23 protein-coding genes are annotated in these 19,518 nt (G+C 68.9%); 12 read left to right on the top strand and 11 right to left on the bottom strand.

Annotated elements, in window-relative coordinates; genetic code table 11:
- The first annotated feature begins 53 nt into the window (after positions 1-53).
- The 7 genes from ABQE93_RS19885 to ABQE93_RS19855 are packed head-to-tail and all read left to right on the top strand — an operon-like array spanning position 54 to position 4,802.
- Positions 54-443, top strand: coding sequence for a PaaI family thioesterase (locus ABQE93_RS19885; protein WP_448410061.1), 390 nt, complete (start codon positions 54-56; stop codon positions 441-443).
- 54 nt (positions 444-497) lie between these two features.
- Complete coding sequence (locus ABQE93_RS19880; protein ID WP_448409912.1) at positions 498-800, top strand: urease subunit gamma; 303 nt, start codon at positions 498-500, stop codon at positions 798-800.
- Positions 801-808: 8 nt separating this feature from the next.
- Positions 809-1,123 carry an urease subunit beta gene (locus ABQE93_RS19875; RefSeq protein ID WP_448410062.1) on the top strand — a complete coding sequence of 105 codons (315 nt, stop codon included), beginning with the start codon at positions 809-811 and terminating at the stop codon, positions 1,121-1,123.
- Positions 1,120-2,844 carry an urease subunit alpha gene (locus ABQE93_RS19870; protein WP_448409913.1) on the top strand — a complete coding sequence of 575 codons (1,725 nt, stop codon included), beginning with the start codon at positions 1,120-1,122 and terminating at the stop codon, positions 2,842-2,844. The genes ABQE93_RS19875 and ABQE93_RS19870 overlap by 4 nt, the downstream gene beginning before the upstream one ends.
- Positions 2,844-3,479, top strand: coding sequence for an urease accessory protein UreF (locus tag ABQE93_RS19865; protein ID WP_448409914.1), 636 nt, complete (start codon positions 2,844-2,846; stop codon positions 3,477-3,479). Before ABQE93_RS19870 ends, ABQE93_RS19865 begins: the two co-directional genes overlap by 1 nt.
- 10 nt (positions 3,480-3,489) lie before the next feature.
- Positions 3,490-4,176 carry an urease accessory protein UreG gene (gene ureG, locus ABQE93_RS19860; protein ID WP_448409916.1) on the top strand — a complete coding sequence of 229 codons (687 nt, stop codon included), beginning with the start codon at positions 3,490-3,492 and terminating at the stop codon, positions 4,174-4,176.
- Positions 4,176-4,802 (top strand): urease accessory protein UreD, encoded by a 627-nt coding sequence (locus tag ABQE93_RS19855; RefSeq protein WP_448409918.1) that lies wholly within the window; start codon positions 4,176-4,178, stop codon positions 4,800-4,802. Before ureG ends, ABQE93_RS19855 begins: the two co-directional genes overlap by 1 nt.
- Here ABQE93_RS19855 and urtE read toward each other — a convergent pair.
- From urtE to ABQE93_RS19815, 8 genes are all read right to left on the bottom strand, one after another.
- Positions 4,799-5,491: an urea ABC transporter ATP-binding subunit UrtE gene (gene urtE, locus ABQE93_RS19850; RefSeq protein ID WP_448409920.1), complete on the bottom strand. Its 693-nt coding sequence runs from the start codon at positions 5,489-5,491 to the stop codon at positions 4,799-4,801. The two genes, ABQE93_RS19855 and urtE, sit on opposite strands and share 4 nt — an antisense overlap.
- Positions 5,491-6,282: an urea ABC transporter ATP-binding protein UrtD gene (gene urtD, locus ABQE93_RS19845; RefSeq protein ID WP_448409922.1), complete on the bottom strand. Its 792-nt coding sequence runs from the start codon at positions 6,280-6,282 to the stop codon at positions 5,491-5,493. The genes urtE and urtD overlap by 1 nt, the downstream gene beginning before the upstream one ends.
- Positions 6,279-7,397, bottom strand: coding sequence for an urea ABC transporter permease subunit UrtC (gene urtC, locus ABQE93_RS19840; RefSeq protein WP_448409924.1), 1,119 nt, complete (start codon positions 7,395-7,397; stop codon positions 6,279-6,281). Before urtC ends, urtD begins: the two co-directional genes overlap by 4 nt.
- The gene (gene urtB / locus ABQE93_RS19835) at positions 7,394-8,278 is read right to left on the bottom strand and encodes an urea ABC transporter permease subunit UrtB (protein ID WP_448409926.1); all 885 of its coding nucleotides are present in this window, start codon (positions 8,276-8,278) and stop codon (positions 7,394-7,396) included. The genes urtC and urtB overlap by 4 nt, the downstream gene beginning before the upstream one ends.
- A 7-nt stretch (positions 8,279-8,285) precedes the next feature.
- Positions 8,286-9,536, bottom strand: a complete 1,251-nt coding sequence (gene urtA, locus ABQE93_RS19830) for an urea ABC transporter substrate-binding protein (protein ID WP_448409928.1) — start codon at positions 9,534-9,536, stop codon at positions 8,286-8,288.
- Positions 9,537-9,722: 186 nt separating this feature from the next.
- On the bottom strand, positions 9,723-11,096 hold the full coding sequence (locus ABQE93_RS19825) for a type II NADH:quinone oxidoreductase Ndh (RefSeq protein WP_448409930.1): 1,374 nt from the start codon (positions 11,094-11,096) through the stop codon (positions 9,723-9,725).
- Between the two features lie 112 nt (positions 11,097-11,208).
- Positions 11,209-12,138: an LLM class F420-dependent oxidoreductase gene (locus ABQE93_RS19820; protein ID WP_448409931.1), complete on the bottom strand. Its 930-nt coding sequence runs from the start codon at positions 12,136-12,138 to the stop codon at positions 11,209-11,211.
- Positions 12,139-12,167: 29 nt separating this feature from the next.
- Complete coding sequence (locus ABQE93_RS19815; RefSeq protein WP_448409933.1) at positions 12,168-12,839, bottom strand: SDR family oxidoreductase; 672 nt, start codon at positions 12,837-12,839, stop codon at positions 12,168-12,170.
- Positions 12,840-13,008: 169 nt separating this feature from the next.
- Between ABQE93_RS19815 and ABQE93_RS19810 the strand changes: the two genes are divergently transcribed.
- The 3 genes from ABQE93_RS19810 to ABQE93_RS19800 all read left to right on the top strand — a co-directional run bounded on the left by ABQE93_RS19810 (position 13,009) and on the right by ABQE93_RS19800 (position 16,187).
- Positions 13,009-13,803: an ABC transporter permease gene (locus ABQE93_RS19810; RefSeq protein ID WP_448409935.1), complete on the top strand. Its 795-nt coding sequence runs from the start codon at positions 13,009-13,011 to the stop codon at positions 13,801-13,803.
- A gap of 6 nt (positions 13,804-13,809) precedes the next feature.
- Positions 13,810-14,862 (top strand): sulfate/molybdate ABC transporter ATP-binding protein, encoded by a 1,053-nt coding sequence (locus ABQE93_RS19805; protein ID WP_448409936.1) that lies wholly within the window; start codon positions 13,810-13,812, stop codon positions 14,860-14,862.
- A gap of 188 nt (positions 14,863-15,050) precedes the next feature.
- Entirely contained in the window at positions 15,051-16,187 is a 1,137-nt protein-coding gene (locus tag ABQE93_RS19800; protein WP_448409938.1) for an alanine and proline-rich secreted protein Apa, read from the top strand.
- Positions 16,188-16,215: 28 nt separating this feature from the next.
- Here the strand turns inward: ABQE93_RS19800 and ABQE93_RS19795 are convergent, their stop codons facing one another.
- Positions 16,216-16,461: a CDGP domain-containing protein gene (locus tag ABQE93_RS19795; protein ID WP_448409940.1), complete on the bottom strand. Its 246-nt coding sequence runs from the start codon at positions 16,459-16,461 to the stop codon at positions 16,216-16,218.
- A 134-nt stretch (positions 16,462-16,595) separates the two neighbouring features.
- On the opposite strand from ABQE93_RS19795, the gene ABQE93_RS19790 reads away from it, so the two are divergent.
- Positions 16,596-17,612, top strand: a complete 1,017-nt coding sequence (locus ABQE93_RS19790; RefSeq protein WP_448409942.1) for a zinc-binding alcohol dehydrogenase family protein — start codon at positions 16,596-16,598, stop codon at positions 17,610-17,612.
- Here the strand turns inward: ABQE93_RS19790 and ABQE93_RS19785 are convergent.
- Positions 17,609-18,064 carry a hypothetical protein gene (locus ABQE93_RS19785; protein ID WP_448409943.1) on the bottom strand — a complete coding sequence of 152 codons (456 nt, stop codon included), beginning with the start codon at positions 18,062-18,064 and terminating at the stop codon, positions 17,609-17,611. The genes ABQE93_RS19790 and ABQE93_RS19785 overlap by 4 nt on opposite strands.
- 114 nt (positions 18,065-18,178) lie before the next feature.
- Between ABQE93_RS19785 and ABQE93_RS19780 the strand changes: the two genes are divergently transcribed.
- Positions 18,179-18,766 (top strand): CGNR zinc finger domain-containing protein, encoded by a 588-nt coding sequence (locus ABQE93_RS19780; RefSeq protein WP_448409944.1) that lies wholly within the window; start codon positions 18,179-18,181, stop codon positions 18,764-18,766.
- Here ABQE93_RS19780 and ABQE93_RS19775 read toward each other — a convergent pair.
- A complete protein-coding gene (locus ABQE93_RS19775) occupies positions 18,755-19,510 on the bottom strand; it encodes a CPBP family intramembrane glutamic endopeptidase (protein WP_448409946.1) in 756 nt (251 codons plus the stop codon). The two genes, ABQE93_RS19780 and ABQE93_RS19775, sit on opposite strands and share 12 nt — an antisense overlap.
- Positions 19,511-19,518: the final 8 nt, after the last annotated feature.

Raw genomic sequence — 19,518 nt, 5'->3', positions numbered from 1 at the left:
CTGCGGACAGGGCGGCGGCGCGCACGTGTAGACACGTTCGCGTGAGCATCGACATGGCCGATCTCGGCAAGGGATTCGACAACGCGCTGGGCCTGACCTATGCCGACCTCGGCCCCGACGGCGGAACGGCGCGGCTGACCATAACCGAAAGGCTGCTGCAGCCCGGGGGCATTGTGCACGGCGGCGTGTACTGCGCGATCGTCGAGAGCCTGGCCAGCGTGTCCGGCCACCTCTGGCTCACCGAAAACGGCGGCGGCCTGGTGGTCGGGGTCAACAACAACACCGACTTCCTGCGCGCGATCTCCTCGGGCACGGTCACCGCGGTGTCCACCCCGATCCACCGCGGACGACGCCAGCAGCTGTGGCAGATCACCGTCACCGACGAGCGAGACCGCGTCGTCGCCCGCGGGCAGGTGCGGCTGCAGAACATGCCGGCGGAGTAAAACGCACATCGCTCGCGCTGCTGCGCTGGGCGAGGCATGGCAGTATCGCCGACTATGCGCTTATCGCCGCATGAACAGGATCTGCTGCTGCTGTCGTATGCCGCCGAGTTGGCGCGGCGGCGACAGGCCCGCGGCCTGCTGCTCAACCATCCCGAGGCGGTCGCCGTTATCAGCGACCACATCCTCGAGGGCGCCCGTGACGGCCGCACGGTCGCGGAGTTGATGGTCAGCGGTCGTGAGGTGCTGCGCCGCGACGACGTCATGGAAGGGGTGCCCGAGATGCTCGAGGACGTCCAGGTGGAGGCGACGTTTCCGGACGGCACCAAGCTGGTCACCGTCCATCACCCGATCTCGTGAGCGGGCCAATGGTGCCCGGCGAAATCGTGTTCGGCGCCGGCGACATCGAGATCAACGTCGGCGCAACGCGTCTCGAGATGGACGTGGTCAACACCGGTGACCGCCCTGTGCAGGTCGGCAGCCACGTGCACCTGCCGCAGGCCAACACGGCGCTGGAATTCGACCGCGCCGCCGCGCACGGATACCGGCTCGATATCCCTGCGGGCACCGCGGTGCGCTTCGAGCCCGGTGTCGCCCAACAGGTCACGCTGGTACCGCTGTCCGGTTCACGCGAAGTACACGGGTTGACGCTGTCGCCTCCCGGCCGTCTGGACGCGTCATGACCCGGCTGTCGCGGCCTCGGTATGCCGCGCTGTTCGGTCCCACCACGGGCGACCGGATCCGGTTGGCCGACACCGACCTGTTCGTCGAGATCACCGAGGACCGCAGCGGCGGCCCCGATCTGGCGGGCGACGAAGCGGTGTTCGGCGGCGGCAAGGTGTTGCGCGAGTCGATGGGTCAGGCCCGCGCCACCAGGGCCGAGGGTGCGCCCGACACCGTTATCACCGGCGCGGTCATCATCGACTACTGGGGAGTCATCAAGGCCGACATCGGAATTCGTGACGGACGCATCGTGGCGATCGGCAAGGCGGGCAACCCCGAGATCATGGCGGGCGTGCACCCCGACCTGGTGGTCGGACCGTCGACGGAGATCATCGCAGGCAACGGCCGCATCGTCACGGCCGGCGGTATCGACTGCCACGTGCATCTGATCTGTCCGCAGTTGATGTCGGAGGCGATCGGCTCCGGCATCACCACCGTGATCGCCGGTGGCACCGGTCCCGCCGAAGGCAGCAAGGCCACCACGGTCACCCCGGGTGCGTGGCATCTGGGACGGATGCTGGAGTCGCTGGATTCCTGGCCGCTCAACTTCGCGCTGCTGGGCAAGGGCAACACGGTCAGCGCCGAGGCGATGTGGGAGCAGTTACGCGGTGGCGCTTCGGGTTTCAAGTTGCACGAGGACTGGGGATCGACGCCTGCGGCGATCGATGCCTGCCTGACCGTCGCCGACGCGGCCGGGGTGCAGGTGGCGCTGCACTCGGACACGCTCAACGAGGCCGGTTTCGTCGAGGGCACGATCGGCGCGATCAACGGGCGCTCGATCCACGCCTATCACACCGAGGGTGCGGGCGGTGGGCACGCACCCGACATCATCACGGTGGCGGCGCAGCCGCACGTGCTTCCCAGTTCGACGAACCCGACCCGGCCCCACACGGTCAACACCCTCGACGAGCACCTCGACATGCTGATGGTGTGCCATCACCTCAACCCCGCTGTGCCAGAGGATCTCGCGTTCGCCGAGAGCCGGATCCGGCCGTCGACGATGGCCGCCGAAGACCTGCTGCACGACATCGGCGCGATCTCGATGATCGGCAGCGACGCGCAGGCGATGGGCCGCATCGGGGAGGTGGTCATCCGCACCGTGCAGACCGCGCATGTGATGAAACGCCGCCGGGGCGCCCTGCCGGGCGACACCGCAGGCGCCGACAACAACCGGGTGCGCCGCTATGTCGCCAAGTACACGATCTGCCCGGCCGTCGCGCACGGCCTCGACCACGAGGTGGGTTCGGTCGAGGTGGGCAAGCTGGCCGACCTCGTGTTGTGGGAGCCGGCGTTCTTCGGGGTGCGACCGCACGCCGTGGTGAAAGGCGGCATGATCGCCTGGGCCGCAATGGGAGACGCCAACGCGTCGATACCGACCCCGCAGCCGGTGCTGCCGCGGCCGATGTTCGGCGCTGCGCCGGTGTCGGCGGCGGCCACGTCGGTGCATTTCGTGTCCCCGCAGGCCGTCGAGGACGGGCTGGCGGACCGGCTCGCCGTCGCCCGCCGCATGGTCGCGGTCAAGGACGTGCGCACGGTGGGTAAAGCCGATCTGCCGCTCAACGACGCGCTGCCCGACATCGAGGTCGACCCGGACACGTTCACCGTGCGCATCGACGGCGACGTGTGGCGCGAGGACCCGGCCGCCGAACTTCCCATGGCGCAGCGGTACTTCCTGTTCTGATGACCAACCTCGCGACGCTGTTGACGCTGTCGGACTCGCGGCTGCCCACAGGTGGGCACGTGCACTCCGGCGGCGTCGAGCAGGCCGTCGCCGAGGGGCGGGTCAGCGACCTCGCGACGCTGCGGGCGTTTCTGGGCCGCCGCGTCCGCACCCACGGTCTGGTGGCGGCTTCGGTCGCGGCGGCCGTGCACAGCGCCCGGCTCGACGTCGAGGCCGCCGACCGCGAAACCGACGCCCGCACACCGGCTCCGGCGGCCCGCCGGGCCTCCCGCGCCCAGGGCCGCGGTCTGGTCCGCTTGGCACGGCAGGTGTGGCCTGAGGTCGAATGGCGCCGGCTGGGCGGCGCCCCACACCTGGCGGTCGCGGCGGGCGTGGTGGGGGCCGCCGGCGACATGGCGGCCGAACACACCGCGCTGTCGGTGATCTACACGACAATGACCGGTTCGGCCACCGCCGCGCAGCGGCTGCTGGCACTGGACCCCGGTGACGTCGCGGCCGTGACGTTCGAATTGGCGCCGCTGTGTGACCAACTGGCCGCCGAGGCCGCCAAGGAGCTGGCCGAACTGTCCGATCCGCTGCTCGACGTGCTGGCCGAGAGGCACAGCCAACGCGAACGCCCCCTATTCGCCTCCTGAAAGGCGCACCATGCCACCGCATTTCCTCGACGGTCAGCCCCACGCTCACCTCGACCGGCCCAAGCGCCTGCGTCAGCCGGGGGAGCCGTTGCGCATCGGGGTCGGCGGGCCCGTCGGCTCGGGCAAGACGGCGCTGGTCGCGGCGCTGTGCCGCCAGCTGCGCGAGGGCCTGTCGGTGGCGGTGCTGACCAACGACATCTACACCACCGAGGACGCCGACTTTCTGCGCCAGCACGCCGTGCTGCCCGATGCGCGCATCGCGGCGGTGCAGACCGGCGGCTGCCCGCACACCGCCATCCGCGACGACATCACCGCCAACCTCGACGCCATCGACGACCTCATCACGGCCAACTCGGGACCGGCGCAGCGGCTCGACCTGATCCTGGTGGAGTCCGGTGGTGACAACCTCACCGCCACGTTCTCCTCGGGCCTCGTCGACGTGCAGATCTTCGTCATCGACGTGGCCGGTGGCGACAAGGTGCCGCGCAAGGGCGGTCCCGGTGTGACGTACTCGGATCTGTTGGTGGTCAACAAGACCGATCTCGCCCCGATGGTCGGCGCCGACCTCGACGTGATGCGCCGCGACGCCGCCGCCGTGCGCGGTGAACGCCCCACGGTGTTGATCTCGCTGACCGAGGACCCGGCGGCGACGCCGGTGCTGGCCTGGGTGCGCCAGCAGCTGCAGGTGCCGGTCTAGTGCGCTCTGACGTGGTGATCATCGCCAGCCCCGGCCGCCGGGCGCGGATCGAGTGCACGGGAGCGCTGGCGGCACGCCACACCGAGGCCGACACCGTGCACCTGGTGTCGGCCGCGGCCACCCCGTTGGGCGGTGACACGCTGGCGGTGCGCGTCGTGGTCGAAGCGGGGGCGCGGCTGCGGGTGCGCACGACGGCGGCGACGGTGACGCTGCCGGGTCCGTCGACGGTGGAATCGCGCGTGGTGTGGAACCTCGAGGTCGCCGGGGATCTCGACCTCGATCCGGAGCCCACCGTCGTCGCCGCGACGTCGCGCCACCTCACCGCCACCCACCTGGAACTGACCGGACCGGGCCGGGTCCGGCTGCGGGAACGGGTGCAGATCGGCAGATCCGGTGAGCATCAAGGTTTCTGGTCGGGATCGTTGCACGCCGACGTCAACGGTGCGCCGTTGTTGCGCCACCGCATCGAGCTGGGCAGCGGCTCGGTGACCGACGACGATCTCGGCGCGCCGATGGCCTGCGTCAGCGAACTGCACTATCCAAACGGCGCCGCCGACACCGCGGGGCTGCCGTTGGCCCTGGCCGGCGGCGGCTGCCTGGCGACCTGGCAGGGGGAGCGGCTCTAGATCGCCATCGCGGCGCGCACATCGGTTTCCGAAGCCGAGCCGCCGGTGCCGCTGGAGGTGAGCCGCCCGGCTTCCAGAATGTAGTAGCGCTGCGAGGACTCCAGCGCGAAGCCGATGTGTTGTTCGACGAGCAGCACACCGAGGTTTCCGCGGTTGGTGAGATCGGTGATGGCGGATTCGATCTCGGCCACCACCGAGGGCTGGATCCCCTCGGTCGGCTCGTCGAGGATCAGGCATCGGGGATCGGTGATCAGCGCGCGGGCGATCGCGAGCTGCTGGCGTTGCCCACCTGAGAGCAGACCGGCCTTGCGGGACAGTACTTCTCGCAGAGCCGGAAACAGGTCGAGTTGTTCGTCAAGGCGCCGTCTGCCGTTTTTGCGCCCGTCGGCGACGACCTGCAGGTTCTCCATGGTGGTCAGCTGGCCGAAGGATTGCTGGCCCTGCGGCACGTAAGCGAGGCCGCGGGCCACCCGTGCGCTCGGCCGCAGCTTGGTGATGTCGTCGCCGTCGAAGAGCACCTTGCCCGCAGCACATTTGAGCAGTCCGACCGCTGCGCGCAGCAGCGTGGTCTTACCCGCGCCGTTGTGGCCCATCACCGCCGCCACGCCATCGGTGGGCACCTCGATGCTGACGCCGTGGATGACCTCGGAGCGGCCGTAACCGCTGCGGACGTCGACGAGTTGCAGCATCAGCGGTTCTCCTCGACCAGTGCGGTGCCGAGGTAGACCTCCTGCACCTTCGGGTTGGCTTGGACTTCGGCGACCGTTCCGTCGGCGATGACCTGTCCGCGGGCCAGCACGGTCACCGAGGTGGCGAAGGCCCGCATGAAGTCCATATCGTGTTCGACGACGACGACGGTGCGTTGCGCGCCGATGCGGCGCAACAGGTTTCCGGTCTCTTCGCGTTCCTCGTGGCTCATGCCGGCGACCGGTTCGTCGAGTAGCAGCACGTCGGCGTTCTGCACCAGCAGCATGCCGATCTCCAGCCACTGCTTCTGGCCGTGGGCCAGCGCACCGGCCGGCTTGTCGGCGTGGTCAGCTAGGCCGATCGTGTCGAGCGCGGTTTCGATTTCGGGCAGCACTCCGCGCCTGCGGCGCAACAGGGTCCACGCCGACCGACCCGCGCCCGCGGCGATGTCGAGGTTCTGCAGCACGGTCAGCTGCTCGAACACGCTGGCGGTTTGGAACGTGCGTCCCACCCCGAGCCGGGCGACCTGGTGCACCTTCTTGCCGAGCAGCTCCACACCGGACTTGTTGACCGATCCGGTGGCGCTGACCAGGCCCGTGATCGCGTCGATGACCGTGGTCTTGCCCGCGCCGTTGGGCCCGATCAGAAACCGCAGGTCACCCTGGAACAGCGTCAGGTCGACGCCGCTGACCGCCTTGAAACCGTCGAAATCGACGGTGAGTCCGCGGATCTCGAGATACTCGGCGCCCATGCCGGCGTTGCCGCCGGGGGCGGGTTCCGTGGACGTGCTCATGTGGGTGCACCCACCTTCTCGGGGTCGGGGTCGGGTTGCGCCGCCGGTTCTGGTGCGGGCGGCGGCTTTGGTTTGCGTAACCGCCGCCGCGCGAACACCGCGCCGAGGCCGGCCAGCCCGGCGGGCATGAAACCGACGACCAGGATGAACAGCAGCCCCTGGGCGTAGATCCACTCCGAGGGAAACCGTTCGGAGAACACGGTTTGCGCCCAGGCGACGCCGATGGCGCCCAGCACCGGGCCCAACAGCGTGGTGCGACCGCCGATGGCCACGCCGATCAGAAACGCGATCGACGGCAGGATGCCGACCTGTGAGGGCGCGATGAACCCGACGATCGGCGCGAACAGTGCCCCGGCGATGCTGGCGAACAGCGCGGCGACCGAATACGCGACCACCTTGATGTTGGCCGGGTCATAGCCGAGGAACCGCACCCGTTCCTCACCGTCGCGCACGGCGACCAGCAATTCGCCGTACCGGCTCACCATCAGCTGCCGCACCACCGCGACCACGAGCAGCAGCACCGCGGCGGCGATGAAGTACAGCATCCGCCGGTTCACCGGGTCGTCGAGCGTGAACCCGAAGAAGGTGCGAAACCTGTTGAGCCCATTGCTACCGCCCAGGCTGGTCTGCCCGACCAGCAAGATCGCCAGGGCAGCCGCCAGGGCTTGTGACAGGATCGCGAAGTAGGCGCCCTTGACCCGGCGTTTGAACACACCGAGGCCCAACGCCGCGGCGATGGCGGTCGGCACCAACACGATCGCGGCCAGCGTGAACGCGGGGGAGGCGAACGGCACCCAGTAGCCGGGCAGTTCACGCACCCCGGCGATCTGCATGAAGTCCGGCACATCGTTGCCGCGGATCTGTGCGTCGGCGATCTTGAGGTGCATGCCCATCATGTAGCCGCCGAGGCCGAAGAACACCCCTTGGCCCAGCACGAGCATGCCGCCGCGGCCCCAGGCCAGCCCGATGCCGACCGCGACGATCGCGAAGCACAGGAACTTGGCAAGCAGGCTGAGCCGGAATTCCGACAACACCGCGGGCGCCACAGCGAACAGCAGCACGGCGGCGACGCCGAAGCCGGCCCAGGTCTGCCAGCGGCCCAGAACGGTTTTCACGCGAGGCTCCTTGTCCGGACGGTGAACAGGCCCTGCGGACGGACCTGCAGGAAGATCACGATGATCACGAACAGCACCACCTTGGCCACCGACGCGGTGCTGTTGTACTCGAGGAACGAGTTCACCAGGCCCAGCCCGAACGCGGCGATCACTGTGCCCTTGAGCTGGCCCAGTCCGCCGACCACGACCACCAGGAACGCGTCGATCAGGTAGCTCTGCCCGATGGTGGGGCTGGTCGAACCGATCAGCGTCAACGCCACCCCCGCCACCGCCGCCAGGCCCGAGCCGACGAAAAACGTTGTGACATCGGTCCTTCGCGACGAGATCCCGCTGGTCTCCGCCAGGTCCCGGTTCGCCACCACCGCGCGGATGCGCCGGCCCATCGGGCTGAACTTCAGCGCGGCCGCCAGCGCCGCAACACACACGACGGCCAGCACCAGGATGAAGATCCGGGTCTTGGGCACCACCGCGCCGAAAATCTCCACCCCGCCCGACAGCCAAGCCGGCGCCACCACGTTGACGGCGGGCGCGCCGAAGATGTCGCGCGCCACCTGTTGTAGCACGAGGCCGACGCCGAACGTCACCAGCAGCGTGTCGAGGGGGCGGTGGTACATCCGCCGGATCAGCGTGGTCTCCAGCAGTGCGCCGAGCGCACCACCGATGAGGAAACCGATCAGCAGCGAGATCAGCAGCGACGCACCGGCGTTGGAGACGATCTGCTGCACGACGTAGGCGGTGTAGCAGCCGGCCATGATGAACTCGCCGTGCGCCATGTTGATGACGCCCATCTGGCCGAACGTCAGCGACAATCCCAGCGCGGCCAGCAACAGGATCGAGCCGAGGCTCAATCCCGTTGCCAGCTGCCCGATCAGGACATCCACAGGGTGCTCAGCTCGACAGGCCGGCCGCCCACGGATACGTCTTCAGATACGGGTCGGGCTCGATCGGGCCGGGGGACTCCCAGACCGTGTAGATCAGCCCGTCGGGGCGGATCTCACCGATGCGGGCGGTCTTGGTGATGTGGTGGTTCTCCCCGTCGATCGTGACCAGACCCTCCGGCGCGTCGAACGTCACACCGCCCGCGTTGTCCTGGATTGCGCTGACGTCGAACGACTTCGCCTTCTCGACGGTGTTCTTCCACAGGTACACCGAGACGTAGGCGGCCTCCATCGGATCCGAGGTGGGCTTGTCGGCGCCGTACTTGTCCTTGTACGCCTTGACGAACGCGTTGTTCACCGGAGTGTCGATGGTCTGGTAGTAGTTCCATGCGGTCAGCTGACCGGTGATGTTCTGCACGCCGATGCCGCCGATCTCTTCCTCGGCGATCGACACCGACACGACGGGCATGTCCTGCGGTGTCAGGCCGACGTTGCGGTACTCGCGGAAGAACGCGACGTTGGAGTCACCGTTGAGGGTGTTGAACACCGCGTCGGCGTCGGCGGTGCGGATTTTGTTGACGATCGTGGAGAAGTCCGTCGAACCCAGCGGCGTGTAGTCCTCACCCTTGATCTCGATGCCGTTGGCGTCGGCGTACGCCTTGATGATCCGGTTGGCGGTCTGCGGGAAGACGTAGTCGCTGCCGACCAGGTACAGCGATGTGACGCCCTGCTCCTTGAGATAGTCCAGCGCGGGCACGATCTGCTGGTTGGTGGTGGCCCCGGTGTAGAAGATGTTGTCGGAGGCCTCCAGGCCCTCGTACTGCACCGGGTAGTAGAGCAGCGCGTCGGTGCTCTCGAACACCGGCAGCATCGCCTTGCGCGACGAGGACGTCCAGCCGCCGAAGACCGCAGCCACACAGTCGCTGCTGATCAGCTTTTCGGCTTTCTCGGCGAACACGGTCGGTTCGGAGGCGCCGTCCTCACCTACCAGCTCGACCTGCTTGCCCATCACGCCACCGGCGGCGTTGATCTGCTCGACCGCCAGATCGATGGCGTTGCGCACGGTCACCTCGGAGATGGCCATGGTGCCCGAAAGTGAGTTCAGCGCGCCGATTTTGACACTGGGCCCGGAGGTGTCGACACACGACTCGGCGCTGGCCGAACCGGATTCCCCTGCCTTGCTTCCGCAGCCCGCCAGGACCAGGCCCGTTGCGGCGGCAAGGCTTCCGGCCACCAGCACTGAGCGTCGTAGAAGTCGCATGAACAGCCTTTCCCTATATGTCCCGCAGACAACGTGCGGTTGTTCGCTTGGGGACGTTAGAGCGGCTGTGTTTCTGCCAAATGTCTGAATGTGACGAACAAATTAACCTGTGGTGTGCGCAGGCCGATTCAACGCGAACACGCGCGCACGTGAGTACCGTGATGGCACAAGGTCATTGACCGGTCGTCAGACCGCGGCTTTCTGCGTGTCCTGCACCGATGCCGCGATCTCCTCGAGCTCTTCGATCCTGGTGCGGGCGTAGGCCTGCTGCTCGGTGATCGTGAGGTTGCCGCGCTGGGTGGACAGGAAGGTAACGGTCCACGACACCAGCGTGGTGAGCTTGCGGCGGAACCCGACCAGATAGACCAGGTGCAGCACCAGCCAGGCCAGCCAGGCGATGAACCCGCCGAACTCCAGCGGTCCGATCTTGGCGACCGCGGAGAAGCGGGACACCGTGGCCATCGAGCCCTTGTCGAAGTACTGGAACGGCTCGCGCTCCGCGGGGTCGGCGCCCTTGATATACCCCTTGATGGCGTCGGCGGCGTACCTGCCGCCCTGGATGGCGCCCTGCGCCTGCCCGGGCACCCCGTCGACGTAGGCCATGTCGCCGACCACGAACACGTTGGGGTGTCCGGGGATGGACAGGTCCGGTAACACCACGACGCGGCCGGCCTTGTCGATCTCCACACCGGACTGCTCGGCGAGGTCGCGGCCCAGCGGGCTGGCCGACACCCCGGCCGACCACACCTTGGTCGCCGATTCGATACGCCGGATGGTGCCGTCAGCGTCTTTGACGGTGATGCCGTTGCGGTCGACGTCGGTGACCATCGCGCTGAGCTGGATGTCGACGCCCATCTTCTCCAGCCGCGCCTTGGCCTTGTTGCCGAGCTTCTCACCCATCGGGGGCAGCACGGCCGGTGCCGCGTCGAGCAGGATCACCCGCGCGGTGGTCGAATCAATGTGGCGGAACGCACCTTTGAGGGTGTGATCGGCCAATTCAGCGATCTGCCCTGCCATTTCGACGCCGGTCGGACCCGCGCCGACGACGGTGAACGTGAGCAACTTCTCCCGGCGGGCGGGGTCGCTGGACCGCTCGGCCTGCTCGAACGCGGTGAGGATGCGGCCCCGCAGCTCGAGCGCGTCGTCGATCGACTTCATCCCGGGCGCCCATTCGGCGAAGTGGTCGTTGCCGAAGTAGGACTGCCCGGCGCCGGCGGCGACGATCAACGAATCGAACGGCGTGACGTAGGTGTGGCCCAGCAACTCCGAGGTGACGGTCTGCTTGGTGAGATCGATGTTGACGACATCGCCGAGCAGCACCTGACAGTTCTTCTGCTTGCGCAGGATCATCCGGGTCGGCGGCGCGATCTCGCCCGACGGGATGATGCCGGTCGCGACCTGATACAGCAGCGGCTGGAACAGGTGGTGGCTGGTCTTGGCGATCAGTTTGACGTCGACGTCGGCACGCTTGAGCCGCTTGGCAGCGGTCAACCCGCCGAACCCTGATCCGATGATGACGACTTTGTGCCGATCAGATGCAGTGGCTCCGGGATGGCTCATGATTGGGCTCCTCGAAGGTGCTTCACGTGCAGTTCTACCCACCACGGTAGTGGCCTGAACCTCGGATCGACGATTCCGTCAGCTGTGGCATATCCCACGTCAGGCGTTCAGATTAGCCTTCCAGAATCGGCTTGAGAAGCTCGCCGACCGCGGTGACCCCACCGGGCTGATAACCGTTGAGGCTCGTCACCGGGCTCAGGATCACGCCATCGACGCCCACGTCGAACACCTTGGCCTTCAGCTGCTCGACCACCTGCTCGGGGCTGCCGAAGACGGCCTGCTGTTTGAAGTCGTCGGGAATCACGTCGCCCGTGACGTTTTCGTCGATGATCGCGACGACGAGCATGCTGGTCTCCAGTGTTGCTGGGTCGCGGCCGATCTCGGCGCAGCGCTCCTTGACCACCTGCAGCTTGCGGGGCAGTTCGTCGAATCCGGCGATGATGTTGAGGTGGTCGAAGTGCCGCGCCGCGAGCGGAATGGTCTTCTTCTCGCCGCTGCCGCCGATCATCAGCGGAATGTGGTCGCGGAACCGCGGCTCGGCCATCGCCTCCTCGGTGCGGTAGTACTTGCCCGAAACCGTGGGCCGCTCACCGGCCAGCATCGGCAGGATGATCTGCAGCGCCTCGTCGAGCTTGTTGAACCGGTCGGTGAAGGTGCCGAACTCGTAGCCGAGGCTTTGGTGTTCCAACTCATACCAGCCGGTGCCGATGCCCAGCACCGCGCGGCCCTGGCTCATCACGTCGAGCGTGGTGATGGCCTTGGCCAGCAGGGTCGGGTTGCGGTAGGTGTTGCCGGTGACCAGCGTGCCCAGCTGGACACGTTCGGTGGCGGCGGCCAACCCGCCCAGCGCCGTGTACGCCTCGAGCATCGGCGCATCCGGGGTGCCGAGCCCGGGCAGTTGGTAGAAGTGGTCCATCACGAAGACAGAGTCGAAGCCGGCCGCTTCTGCTTCCCGCGCCTGCTCGATCACTGTGGGGAAGATCTGGGCGACGCCGGTGCCGTAGGAGAAGTTGGGTATCTGAAGTCCGAGTCGAATGCTCACGCAGTAGTTCTACCGCGCCAGCCTCGGATTCATTCCCAGCTGGCCGCGGCGCCCTGGCTGACGTGCAGGGTCTGCCCGGTGATGTGGCGGGCGGCCGGTGTGGTCAGAAACAGCGCCAACCGGGTGATCTCCTCGGCCACCGTCGGCGTGGTGCGCGACAGGCCGTCGTAGCCCGGTTCGGCGCTGCGGCCTGCGGCTATCGCGTTGACGGTGATGCCGCGGGTGCCGAAATGACCGGTCTGGCCCGACGTCCAGTCCGCCACTGCGGCTTTGATGGCCGCCTCGGCGCTGCCGTCACTCGGAGGTGCGGGGATGACGGTGACGATCGACCCGCCGGAGCGCAGATGGTCGCCGAGGATCTGCACGGTCAGCACCGCCGAAAGCACAGTGGCGTCCAGCGCATGGCGCCAGGCCATCGCGTGGTCGGCCAGCGAATAGGCGCGCGGATCGCCCGCATCCCAGCGCGGGGCGGGCACGTTGACGATGGTGTCCAGATGGTGGGGGAACTGTCCGCGGGCCTCTTCGAGGCTGGCCGGATCGGTGTTGTCGAATACCAGCGCGTCGACATCGAGTTCTTTGGCGGCCACCTCCAGGTCGGCGCGGCGGGCGCCGGTGATCACGACCCTGTGTCCGGCGTCGCGGAAACCGCCCGCGATCGTGCGGCCCAGATCGGTGTCCCCGCCGGTGACCAGGACCTCCATCGCACGGACCTCCCTTTAGAACCATCGCTGAACCTCAGCAATTGCGGCCAATGTTACTGGACAGTAGCTAGGGGACGAAACAGGCGCGCGGTAAGTCGGCGTCGCGGCAGCCGAACTCCGCAGGGGAGGTGTCTTAAGGTTTGGCTGTGAAGCGGGAAGCGGCGCCGGTTTGAGCACGTCAGCGGCCCTGCCCCGATGGCTGTATCTGCCGGCCGCGATCGGTGCGCTGTTCGTCGCGGTGCCGCTGATCGCGGTCGCGGCCAAGGTCGACTGGCCCAATTTTGTCTCGCTGATCAGCAGCGAGTCGTCGGTGACGGCGCTGCTGCTCAGCCTGCGCACGGCGGCCGCGAGCACCGCGCTGTGTCTGCTGTTCGGGGTCCCGATGGCGCTGGTGCTGGCCCGCAGCACCAGCCGATGGGTCCGCGTCGTGCGCCCGTTGGTGCTGTTACCGCTGGTGCTGCCGCCGGTCGTCGGGGGCATCGCGCTGCTCTACGCGTTCGGCCGGCTCGGTCTGCTCGGCCAGTACCTGAGCGCCGCGGGCGTCGACATCGCGTTCACCACGACGGCGGTCGTGCTGGCGCAGACGTTCGTGTCGCTGCCGTTTCTGGTCCTGGCGCTGGAGGGCGCCGCGCGTACGTTCGGCGCCGACTACGAGGTGGTGGCCGCGACGCTGGGCGCCGGGCCGACGAGTGTGTGGTGGCGGGTGACGTTGCCGCTGTTGGCGCCGGGCCTGGTGTCGGGGGCGGTGCTGGCGTTCGCGCGCGCGCTCGGCGAGTTCGGCGCCACCCTGACCTTCGCCGGTTCGCGGCAGGGGGTCACCCGCACGCTGCCGCTGGAGATCTACCTGCAGCGCGAGAGCGATCCCGAGGCCGCGGTGGCGCTGTCGCTGCTGTTGGTCGCCGTGGCCGCGGTCGTGGTGGTCGGGCTCGGCAGCCGACGGCTGCGGGGTGCAAGTGCCTGGTAGTCGACCGTGACCGGGGTCAGCGTGCGCGCCGTCGTCGAAAGCCGCGGTGTGGACGTCGAGTTCGCCGTCGGATCGGGCGAGGTGCTTGCGGTGCTCGGCCCCAACGGCGCGGGCAAGTCGACGGCGCTACATGTGATCGCCGGGCTGGTGCGGCCCGACGACGGTGTGGTGGCCGTGGGGGAGCGGGTGCTCACCGACGTCCAAGCCGGGGTGCACGTCGCGACCCATGACCGGCGCGTCGCGCTGTTGATGCAGGATCCGCTGCTGTTTCCGCATCTGAGCGTCGTGGCCAACGTGGCGTTTGCGCCGCGCAGCCGCCAGCCCGCCCGCTGGCTAACGGAGGTGGATGCGGTGGAGCTGGCCGACCGGATGCCGCGTCAGCTCTCCGGTGGTCAAGCGCAGCGGGTGGCGCTGGCGCGCGCGTTGGCCGCCGAGCCCGACGTGCTGCTGCTCGACGAGCCGCTGGCGGGGCTGGACGTGGCCGCGGCCACCGCCGTGCGCAAGGTGTTGCGAAAGGTGCTCGCCAAAGACGGACGTTCGGCGCTGCTGGTCACCCACGACATCCTCGACGTGCTGACGCTGGCCGATCGGGTGATCGTGATGGAATCCGGTCGAATCGCCGAAACCGGTTCTGCTGCAGCGATTTTAGCAACACCGCGCAGCGGGTTCGGGGCGCGGTTCGCCGGGGTGAACCTGGTCAACGGTGTGGTGGACGCCGACGGCGCGGTGCGGACAACCACGGGGCGCAGCTGGCACGGCACCCCGGCGGCCGATCTGGTGGCGGGTGACCCCGCCGTTGCGCTGTTCTACCCAGCCGCCGTCGCGGTGTACCGGGACAAACCCCACGGCAGCCCGCGCAACACCGTCGAGGTGACCGTCGCCGAACTCGACAGTCGCGGACCGGCGATCCGGGTGCGCGCCGAAGACCAACCCGACGGGGCGCCGGGACTGGCCGCCGACGTCACCGCCGAGTCGGCAGCCGAGTTGCGGCTGGCGCCGGGCGACCGGATCTACTTCGCCGTGAAGGCGCAGGAAGTGGCGCTCTACCCCAGCGCGTAACACCGCTGACCCGTGGGCGCGAAGGACAAGTTGAAGCACCCCGCGCGACGCGCGGGGGCCTTTTGGTGCCAGCAAACGGTTGCCTTCGGCATTTTCTGGCACTTCTGCGGGCTCAGCAAGGAAAAATCTAAGCACAATAAGAGCAACTCACACTTGCGTCACGGCGGTAACACGGTAGTTTCTTCCACATGGATCAGCCGGACGCGTTAGTTCAACACCGTAAGGGCATCACGAGGACGCTGGCGACCGCCGTGTTGACCGGTGCCACCGCGGTGGCGCTCGCGCTGCCGACGGTGGCGCAGGCGCAACCCGAGCCCACACCGCCACCGCCGCCGCCGCCGAGCGGCAACACCTTCCTGGAGGGACCGCCGCCGCCGGCGCCGCCGGCCGCACCCGCACCTCCCGCCGACCCCAACGCGCCGCCGCCGCCTCCTGGCGTCGCGCCCGCACCGCCTCCGCCGCCCGCGGATCCGAACGCACCGCCGCCACCACCCGGAGTCCCGCCGCCACCGCCGCCTCCTGGCGTCGCGCCGCCGCCTGCGGACCCGAACGCACCGCCGCCGCCTGCCGACCCCAACGCGCCGCCGCCGGCCGATGCCGGCCGCGTCAACAACGCCGCGGGTGGGTTGAGCTTCGTCGTGCCGGCCGGATGGCAGGTGTCGGATGCCACCCAGCTGTCCTACGGTCAGGCGCTGCTGACCAAGGTCACCCCGGAAGGCGCCGAACCGCCGAACGACACCAGCATCCTGCTCGGACGGCTGGATCTGAAGCTGTTCGCCGGCGCGGAGACCGACAACACGAAGGCGGCCCAGCGGCTGGCTTCGGACATGGGCGAGTTCTTCATGCCGTTCCCGGGCACGCGCGTCAACCAGGAGACCGTCGAACTGGATGCCGACGGGATGCCCGGTGTCGCCTCCTACTACGAGGTGAAGTTCACCGACACGAACAAGCCCAACGGCCAGATCTGGGCCGGGGTGGTCGGTGAGGCCACCGAACCCGGTACACCGCGCGGCCAGCGCACCCCGGATCGCTGGTTCGTCGTGTGGCTGGGCACCGCGAACAATCCGGTGCCCAAGGAGGAGGCCGTCACGTTGGCCAACTCGATCCGGCCCTTCACGGCACCGGTGCCCGCGGTCCCCGCGGACCCGAACGCGCCCCAGAACGCACCGCCGCCGCCGGCCGATCCCAACGCACCGCCGCCGCCGGCCGATCCCAACGCACCGCCGCCGCCGCCGGCCGATCCGAACGCACCGCCGCGGCCGGCCGTCGGTCAGCCCGTTCCGGTGGCGCCGGAGAGCGCACCGGAGATGATGCCGCCGGCGTGATTCGCGTCAGCCGCTGTGGGTCGCTCCCTTACGGACCGACCCACGGCGGCTGGGCGTGGGCGACGTTGACGATGAAGCAGTTCGTGCCGCCGAAGCCCAACGCCCCTGCGGTCTGGCAGCGTTCGAAGTTGCCGTCCGGCGCGATCGGCCCGTCGCAGATCGTGCCGCCGCCCCACGGCGTCCACCCGCCCTGACAGCCGGCGTTGGCCGGGGCGGCAAAGGCGATGCTGCCCGCCGCGAGCGCGCCGATACCCAGTGCTGCAAGTGCTTTCATCGGTCCCCTTCCTTCGCATCAGCCCCGACCGTTATGTCCAGGTTACTTCTTCGTTATGACATCGGCGCGGGTGTTTTAGGCCCCCCGGCGGCCGACCCCTGGTGCGCCGCAACACATCGCGCGACCATGGGGCGATGAGCGCCTCGACCATGACCGCGTGGCGGGTGATGACGCCGGGCCCGATCGGCAGCGGCCCGGTGGAACCCGTTACCGCGCAGGTGCCCCGGCCGGGGACCGGTGAGTTACTGGTCGCCGTGCACGCCTGCGGTGTCTGCCGCACCGACCTGCACGTCGCCGAGGGCGACCTGCCCGTGCACCGGTCCGGGGTGATACCCGGGCATGAAGTGGTCGGGGAGGTCGTCGAGATCGGCCCGGACACCGCCGATCGGTTCGCCGTCGGCGACCGGGTCGGCGTCGCATGGCTGCGGCACACCTGCGGACGGTGTCCGTACTGCGCCCGCGGCGACGAGAACCTCTGCCCGGAGTCGCGCTACACCGGATGGGACGCCGACGGCGGCTACGCCGAATTCACCACGGTGCCAGCGGCTTACGCCCACCACCTGCCGCTGGGATACACCGATGCAGAGTTGGCCCCGCTGCTCTGCGCAGGGATCATCGGCTACCGCGCACTGCTGCGCGCCGAGGTGCCCGCGGGCGGACGGTTGGGCATCTACGGGTTCGGCGGCAGCGCGCACCTCACCGCGCAGGTCGCCATCGCCGAAGGTATCGAGGTGCACGTGATGACCCGCGGGCAGCAGGCCAGAGACCTCGCGCTGGCGCTGGGCGCGGCGTCGGCGCAGGGCGCCGCCGACAGGCCGCCGGTTGCCCTGGACTCGGCGATCCTGTTCGCTCCGGTCGGCGACCTGGTGCCCCCCGCGCTGGAGGCGCTGGACCGCGGCGGCACGCTGGCCATCGCCGGCATCCACCTGTCCGACATTCCCACGCTCAACTACCAGCGCCACTTGTTCCTGGAACGCCAGCTGCGGTCGGTGACCTCCAACACCCGCGCCGACGCCCGCGAGTTCCTCGCGTTCGCGGGCAGGCATCGCATCGAGGTCACGACGCCGCGCTATCCGCTCGGGCGCGCCGACGACGCGCTCAGCGATCTCGCCGCCGGCCGGGTGTCGGGTGCGGCGGTGCTGACCGTCTAGAGCTCGGCGAGGGCCGCGCCGAGCCGGCCGGTCAGATCGCCGCGGCCGAACCGGTACAGCGGTCCCGACCCGTCGGCCAACAGCTCGCGCAGCCGCGCCATCCCGCGCGCACCGACCGGCTGCGGGGACTCGAGCCGGCGCGCGACCGTGTCGATCATCGCTTCGGCCGCGCTGATGTTGGGCACATGCATCGGCAGCCGTGACGACCTCAGCAGCCCGCCGGAACGCGCATCCCGTACGGCTTTGCGCAGCGCGCGTGCGACGCTGGCGCGTTCGTCCGCCGACGTGAGCCGTGCGTAGTGCAGCGCGAGGGGGCTAGCCTGCGGTGCCGGCACGCCGACCGCGATCAGCCGGTCGAACTTGGCAGCCCGCACCCGTGCCGTCAACCGCGCCGCCAACGACGCCGAGTTTTGCGCCGAGAAGTGGCCCGACGCCGTCAGGTGGTCAATCATCACGAGCCCTGCTCCGATCTGCTATCCCCCGATGGAATGACTATCAAAAACGTTATACCGGTCATTCATGACTAGTCAACACGATTTGATGGTCACTAGACGTAGACTGGGCACATGACGTCAGCCCGCACCTGGCTCGGTGATTCCGAGACCAAACCGGCACCCGCACCGCTGAGCCGGGTTCAGTCGCTGGTCAACACCTTCGAGCTGCCCGCGGGCCCGGACCGCCTCGCCGACCCCGCCGATGCGCGGCCATGGTTGATCGACCACGGTCTGCTAGGGACCGACGTCGAGCTGAGCGACGCCGACCTGGAGTTGCTTCGCGGCGTGCGGGAAGGGCTTCGCGCCCAGTTGGTGCACAACGCCGGGGGCCCGGCCCCCAGCGACGCCGCGCTGGCGCCGCTGCGCGCCGTCGCGGCCCGCGGGACGGCGCGTGTCCACGTCGGCGACGACGGTGACGTCCGGCTCGCGGTCGACGGTGACTCACCGTCGGAGCGGCTTGTCGAGCTGCTGTTGATCGTGCGCGACGCGCAGCGCGACGGCACGTGGTCACTGCTCAAGGCGTGCGCCAACGACGAATGCCGGTGGGCGTTCTACGACATGTCACGCAACCACGCCGGAACCTGGTGCAGCATGGCGACGTGCGGTAACAAGCTGAAGAACCGCCAGTTCCGGGCCCGCAGACGCGGCTCAGGTGGATAGGTGCCAGACCATCGCGGCGGCCAGCGCACCGAGCCCGTTCAGTGACCAGTGCAGCGCGATCGGGGCGATCAAACTGCCGCTGCGGCGACGCAGCCAGGTGAAGACGAACCCGGCGACCGCGGTCGCCAGCACCGCCAGGGCAACGCCCGCGATCGTCCCCAGCCAGCCGCCGCCGAACAGCCGGGTGAAGCCGACGTTGCTGGCAGTCAACCCCAGCGACGTGGCGATGTGCCAGAGCCCGAACAGCAGCGACCCCGCCGCGGCCACACCGCGAAAGCCCCAGGCCCGGTCCAGCGCACCCTGCAGCACACCGCGGAACGCCAGCTCCTCGGGGATCACCGTCTGCAGGGGGATGATGATCATCGAGGCGATCAGGGCGCCGGAGATCGTCGCGTAGTTGTTGTTCATGAACAGCGGCCTGGTCCACGGCAGCATCGCGCCGATCGCGATGACCGACACCACCACCGCGACGGCGGCCAGCGCGTAGCCGACGCCGGAGCGCCACTGTGCGCGGCCCAATCCGAGTTCGGTCCAGCCCAGGCCGTGGGAGCGCACCAGGACCAGCAGCCCGACGGCGGCGGCAGGCACCACCGCGATGCTGGCCCACGGGGTGGTGAAGTGTGCGATCAGGTTCGTCAGCGCCAGCACCACGACGACGACGCCGATGTCGACGTAGGTGCGGAAGCGATGCAGGACCGACAGCTGCTCGATCAGCGGATGCGGTTGCTCTGCGGCGACGGACACGACGATAA

It is taken from the genome of Mycolicibacterium sp. XJ662, assembly GCF_053484035.1.
Note: the sequence above shows the minus strand (reverse complement) of the source record. Positions and strands in the feature narration are given on the sequence as shown.

Excerpts from the sequence above, each read along its gene's own strand:
- ABQE93_RS19885 (WP_448410061.1), top strand. The coding sequence starts at position 54 with ATGGCCGATCTCGGCAAGGGATTCGACAACGCGCTGGGCCTGACCTAT.
- ABQE93_RS19880 (WP_448409912.1), top strand. The coding sequence starts at position 498 with ATGCGCTTATCGCCGCATGAACAGGATCTGCTGCTGCTGTCGTATGCC.
- ABQE93_RS19875 (WP_448410062.1), top strand. The coding sequence starts at position 809 with ATGGTGCCCGGCGAAATCGTGTTCGGCGCCGGCGACATCGAGATCAAC.
- ABQE93_RS19870 (WP_448409913.1), top strand. The coding sequence starts at position 1,120 with ATGACCCGGCTGTCGCGGCCTCGGTATGCCGCGCTGTTCGGTCCCACC.
- ABQE93_RS19865 (WP_448409914.1), top strand. The coding sequence starts at position 2,844 with ATGACCAACCTCGCGACGCTGTTGACGCTGTCGGACTCGCGGCTGCCC.
- ureG (WP_448409916.1), top strand. The coding sequence starts at position 3,490 with ATGCCACCGCATTTCCTCGACGGTCAGCCCCACGCTCACCTCGACCGG.
- urtE (WP_448409920.1), bottom strand. The coding sequence starts at position 5,491 with ATGCTGCAACTCGTCGACGTCCGCAGCGGTTACGGCCGCTCCGAGGTC.
- urtD (WP_448409922.1), bottom strand. The coding sequence starts at position 6,282 with ATGAGCACGTCCACGGAACCCGCCCCCGGCGGCAACGCCGGCATGGGC.
- urtA (WP_448409928.1), bottom strand. The coding sequence starts at position 9,536 with ATGCGACTTCTACGACGCTCAGTGCTGGTGGCCGGAAGCCTTGCCGCC.
- ABQE93_RS19825 (WP_448409930.1), bottom strand. The coding sequence starts at position 11,096 with ATGAGCCATCCCGGAGCCACTGCATCTGATCGGCACAAAGTCGTCATC.
- ABQE93_RS19815 (WP_448409933.1), bottom strand. The coding sequence starts at position 12,839 with ATGGAGGTCCTGGTCACCGGCGGGGACACCGATCTGGGCCGCACGATC.
- ABQE93_RS19800 (WP_448409938.1), top strand. The coding sequence starts at position 15,051 with ATGGATCAGCCGGACGCGTTAGTTCAACACCGTAAGGGCATCACGAGG.
- ABQE93_RS19795 (WP_448409940.1), bottom strand. The coding sequence starts at position 16,461 with ATGAAAGCACTTGCAGCACTGGGTATCGGCGCGCTCGCGGCGGGCAGC.
- ABQE93_RS19790 (WP_448409942.1), top strand. The coding sequence starts at position 16,596 with ATGAGCGCCTCGACCATGACCGCGTGGCGGGTGATGACGCCGGGCCCG.
- ABQE93_RS19785 (WP_448409943.1), bottom strand. The coding sequence starts at position 18,064 with ATGATTGACCACCTGACGGCGTCGGGCCACTTCTCGGCGCAAAACTCG.
- ABQE93_RS19780 (WP_448409944.1), top strand. The coding sequence starts at position 18,179 with ATGACGTCAGCCCGCACCTGGCTCGGTGATTCCGAGACCAAACCGGCA.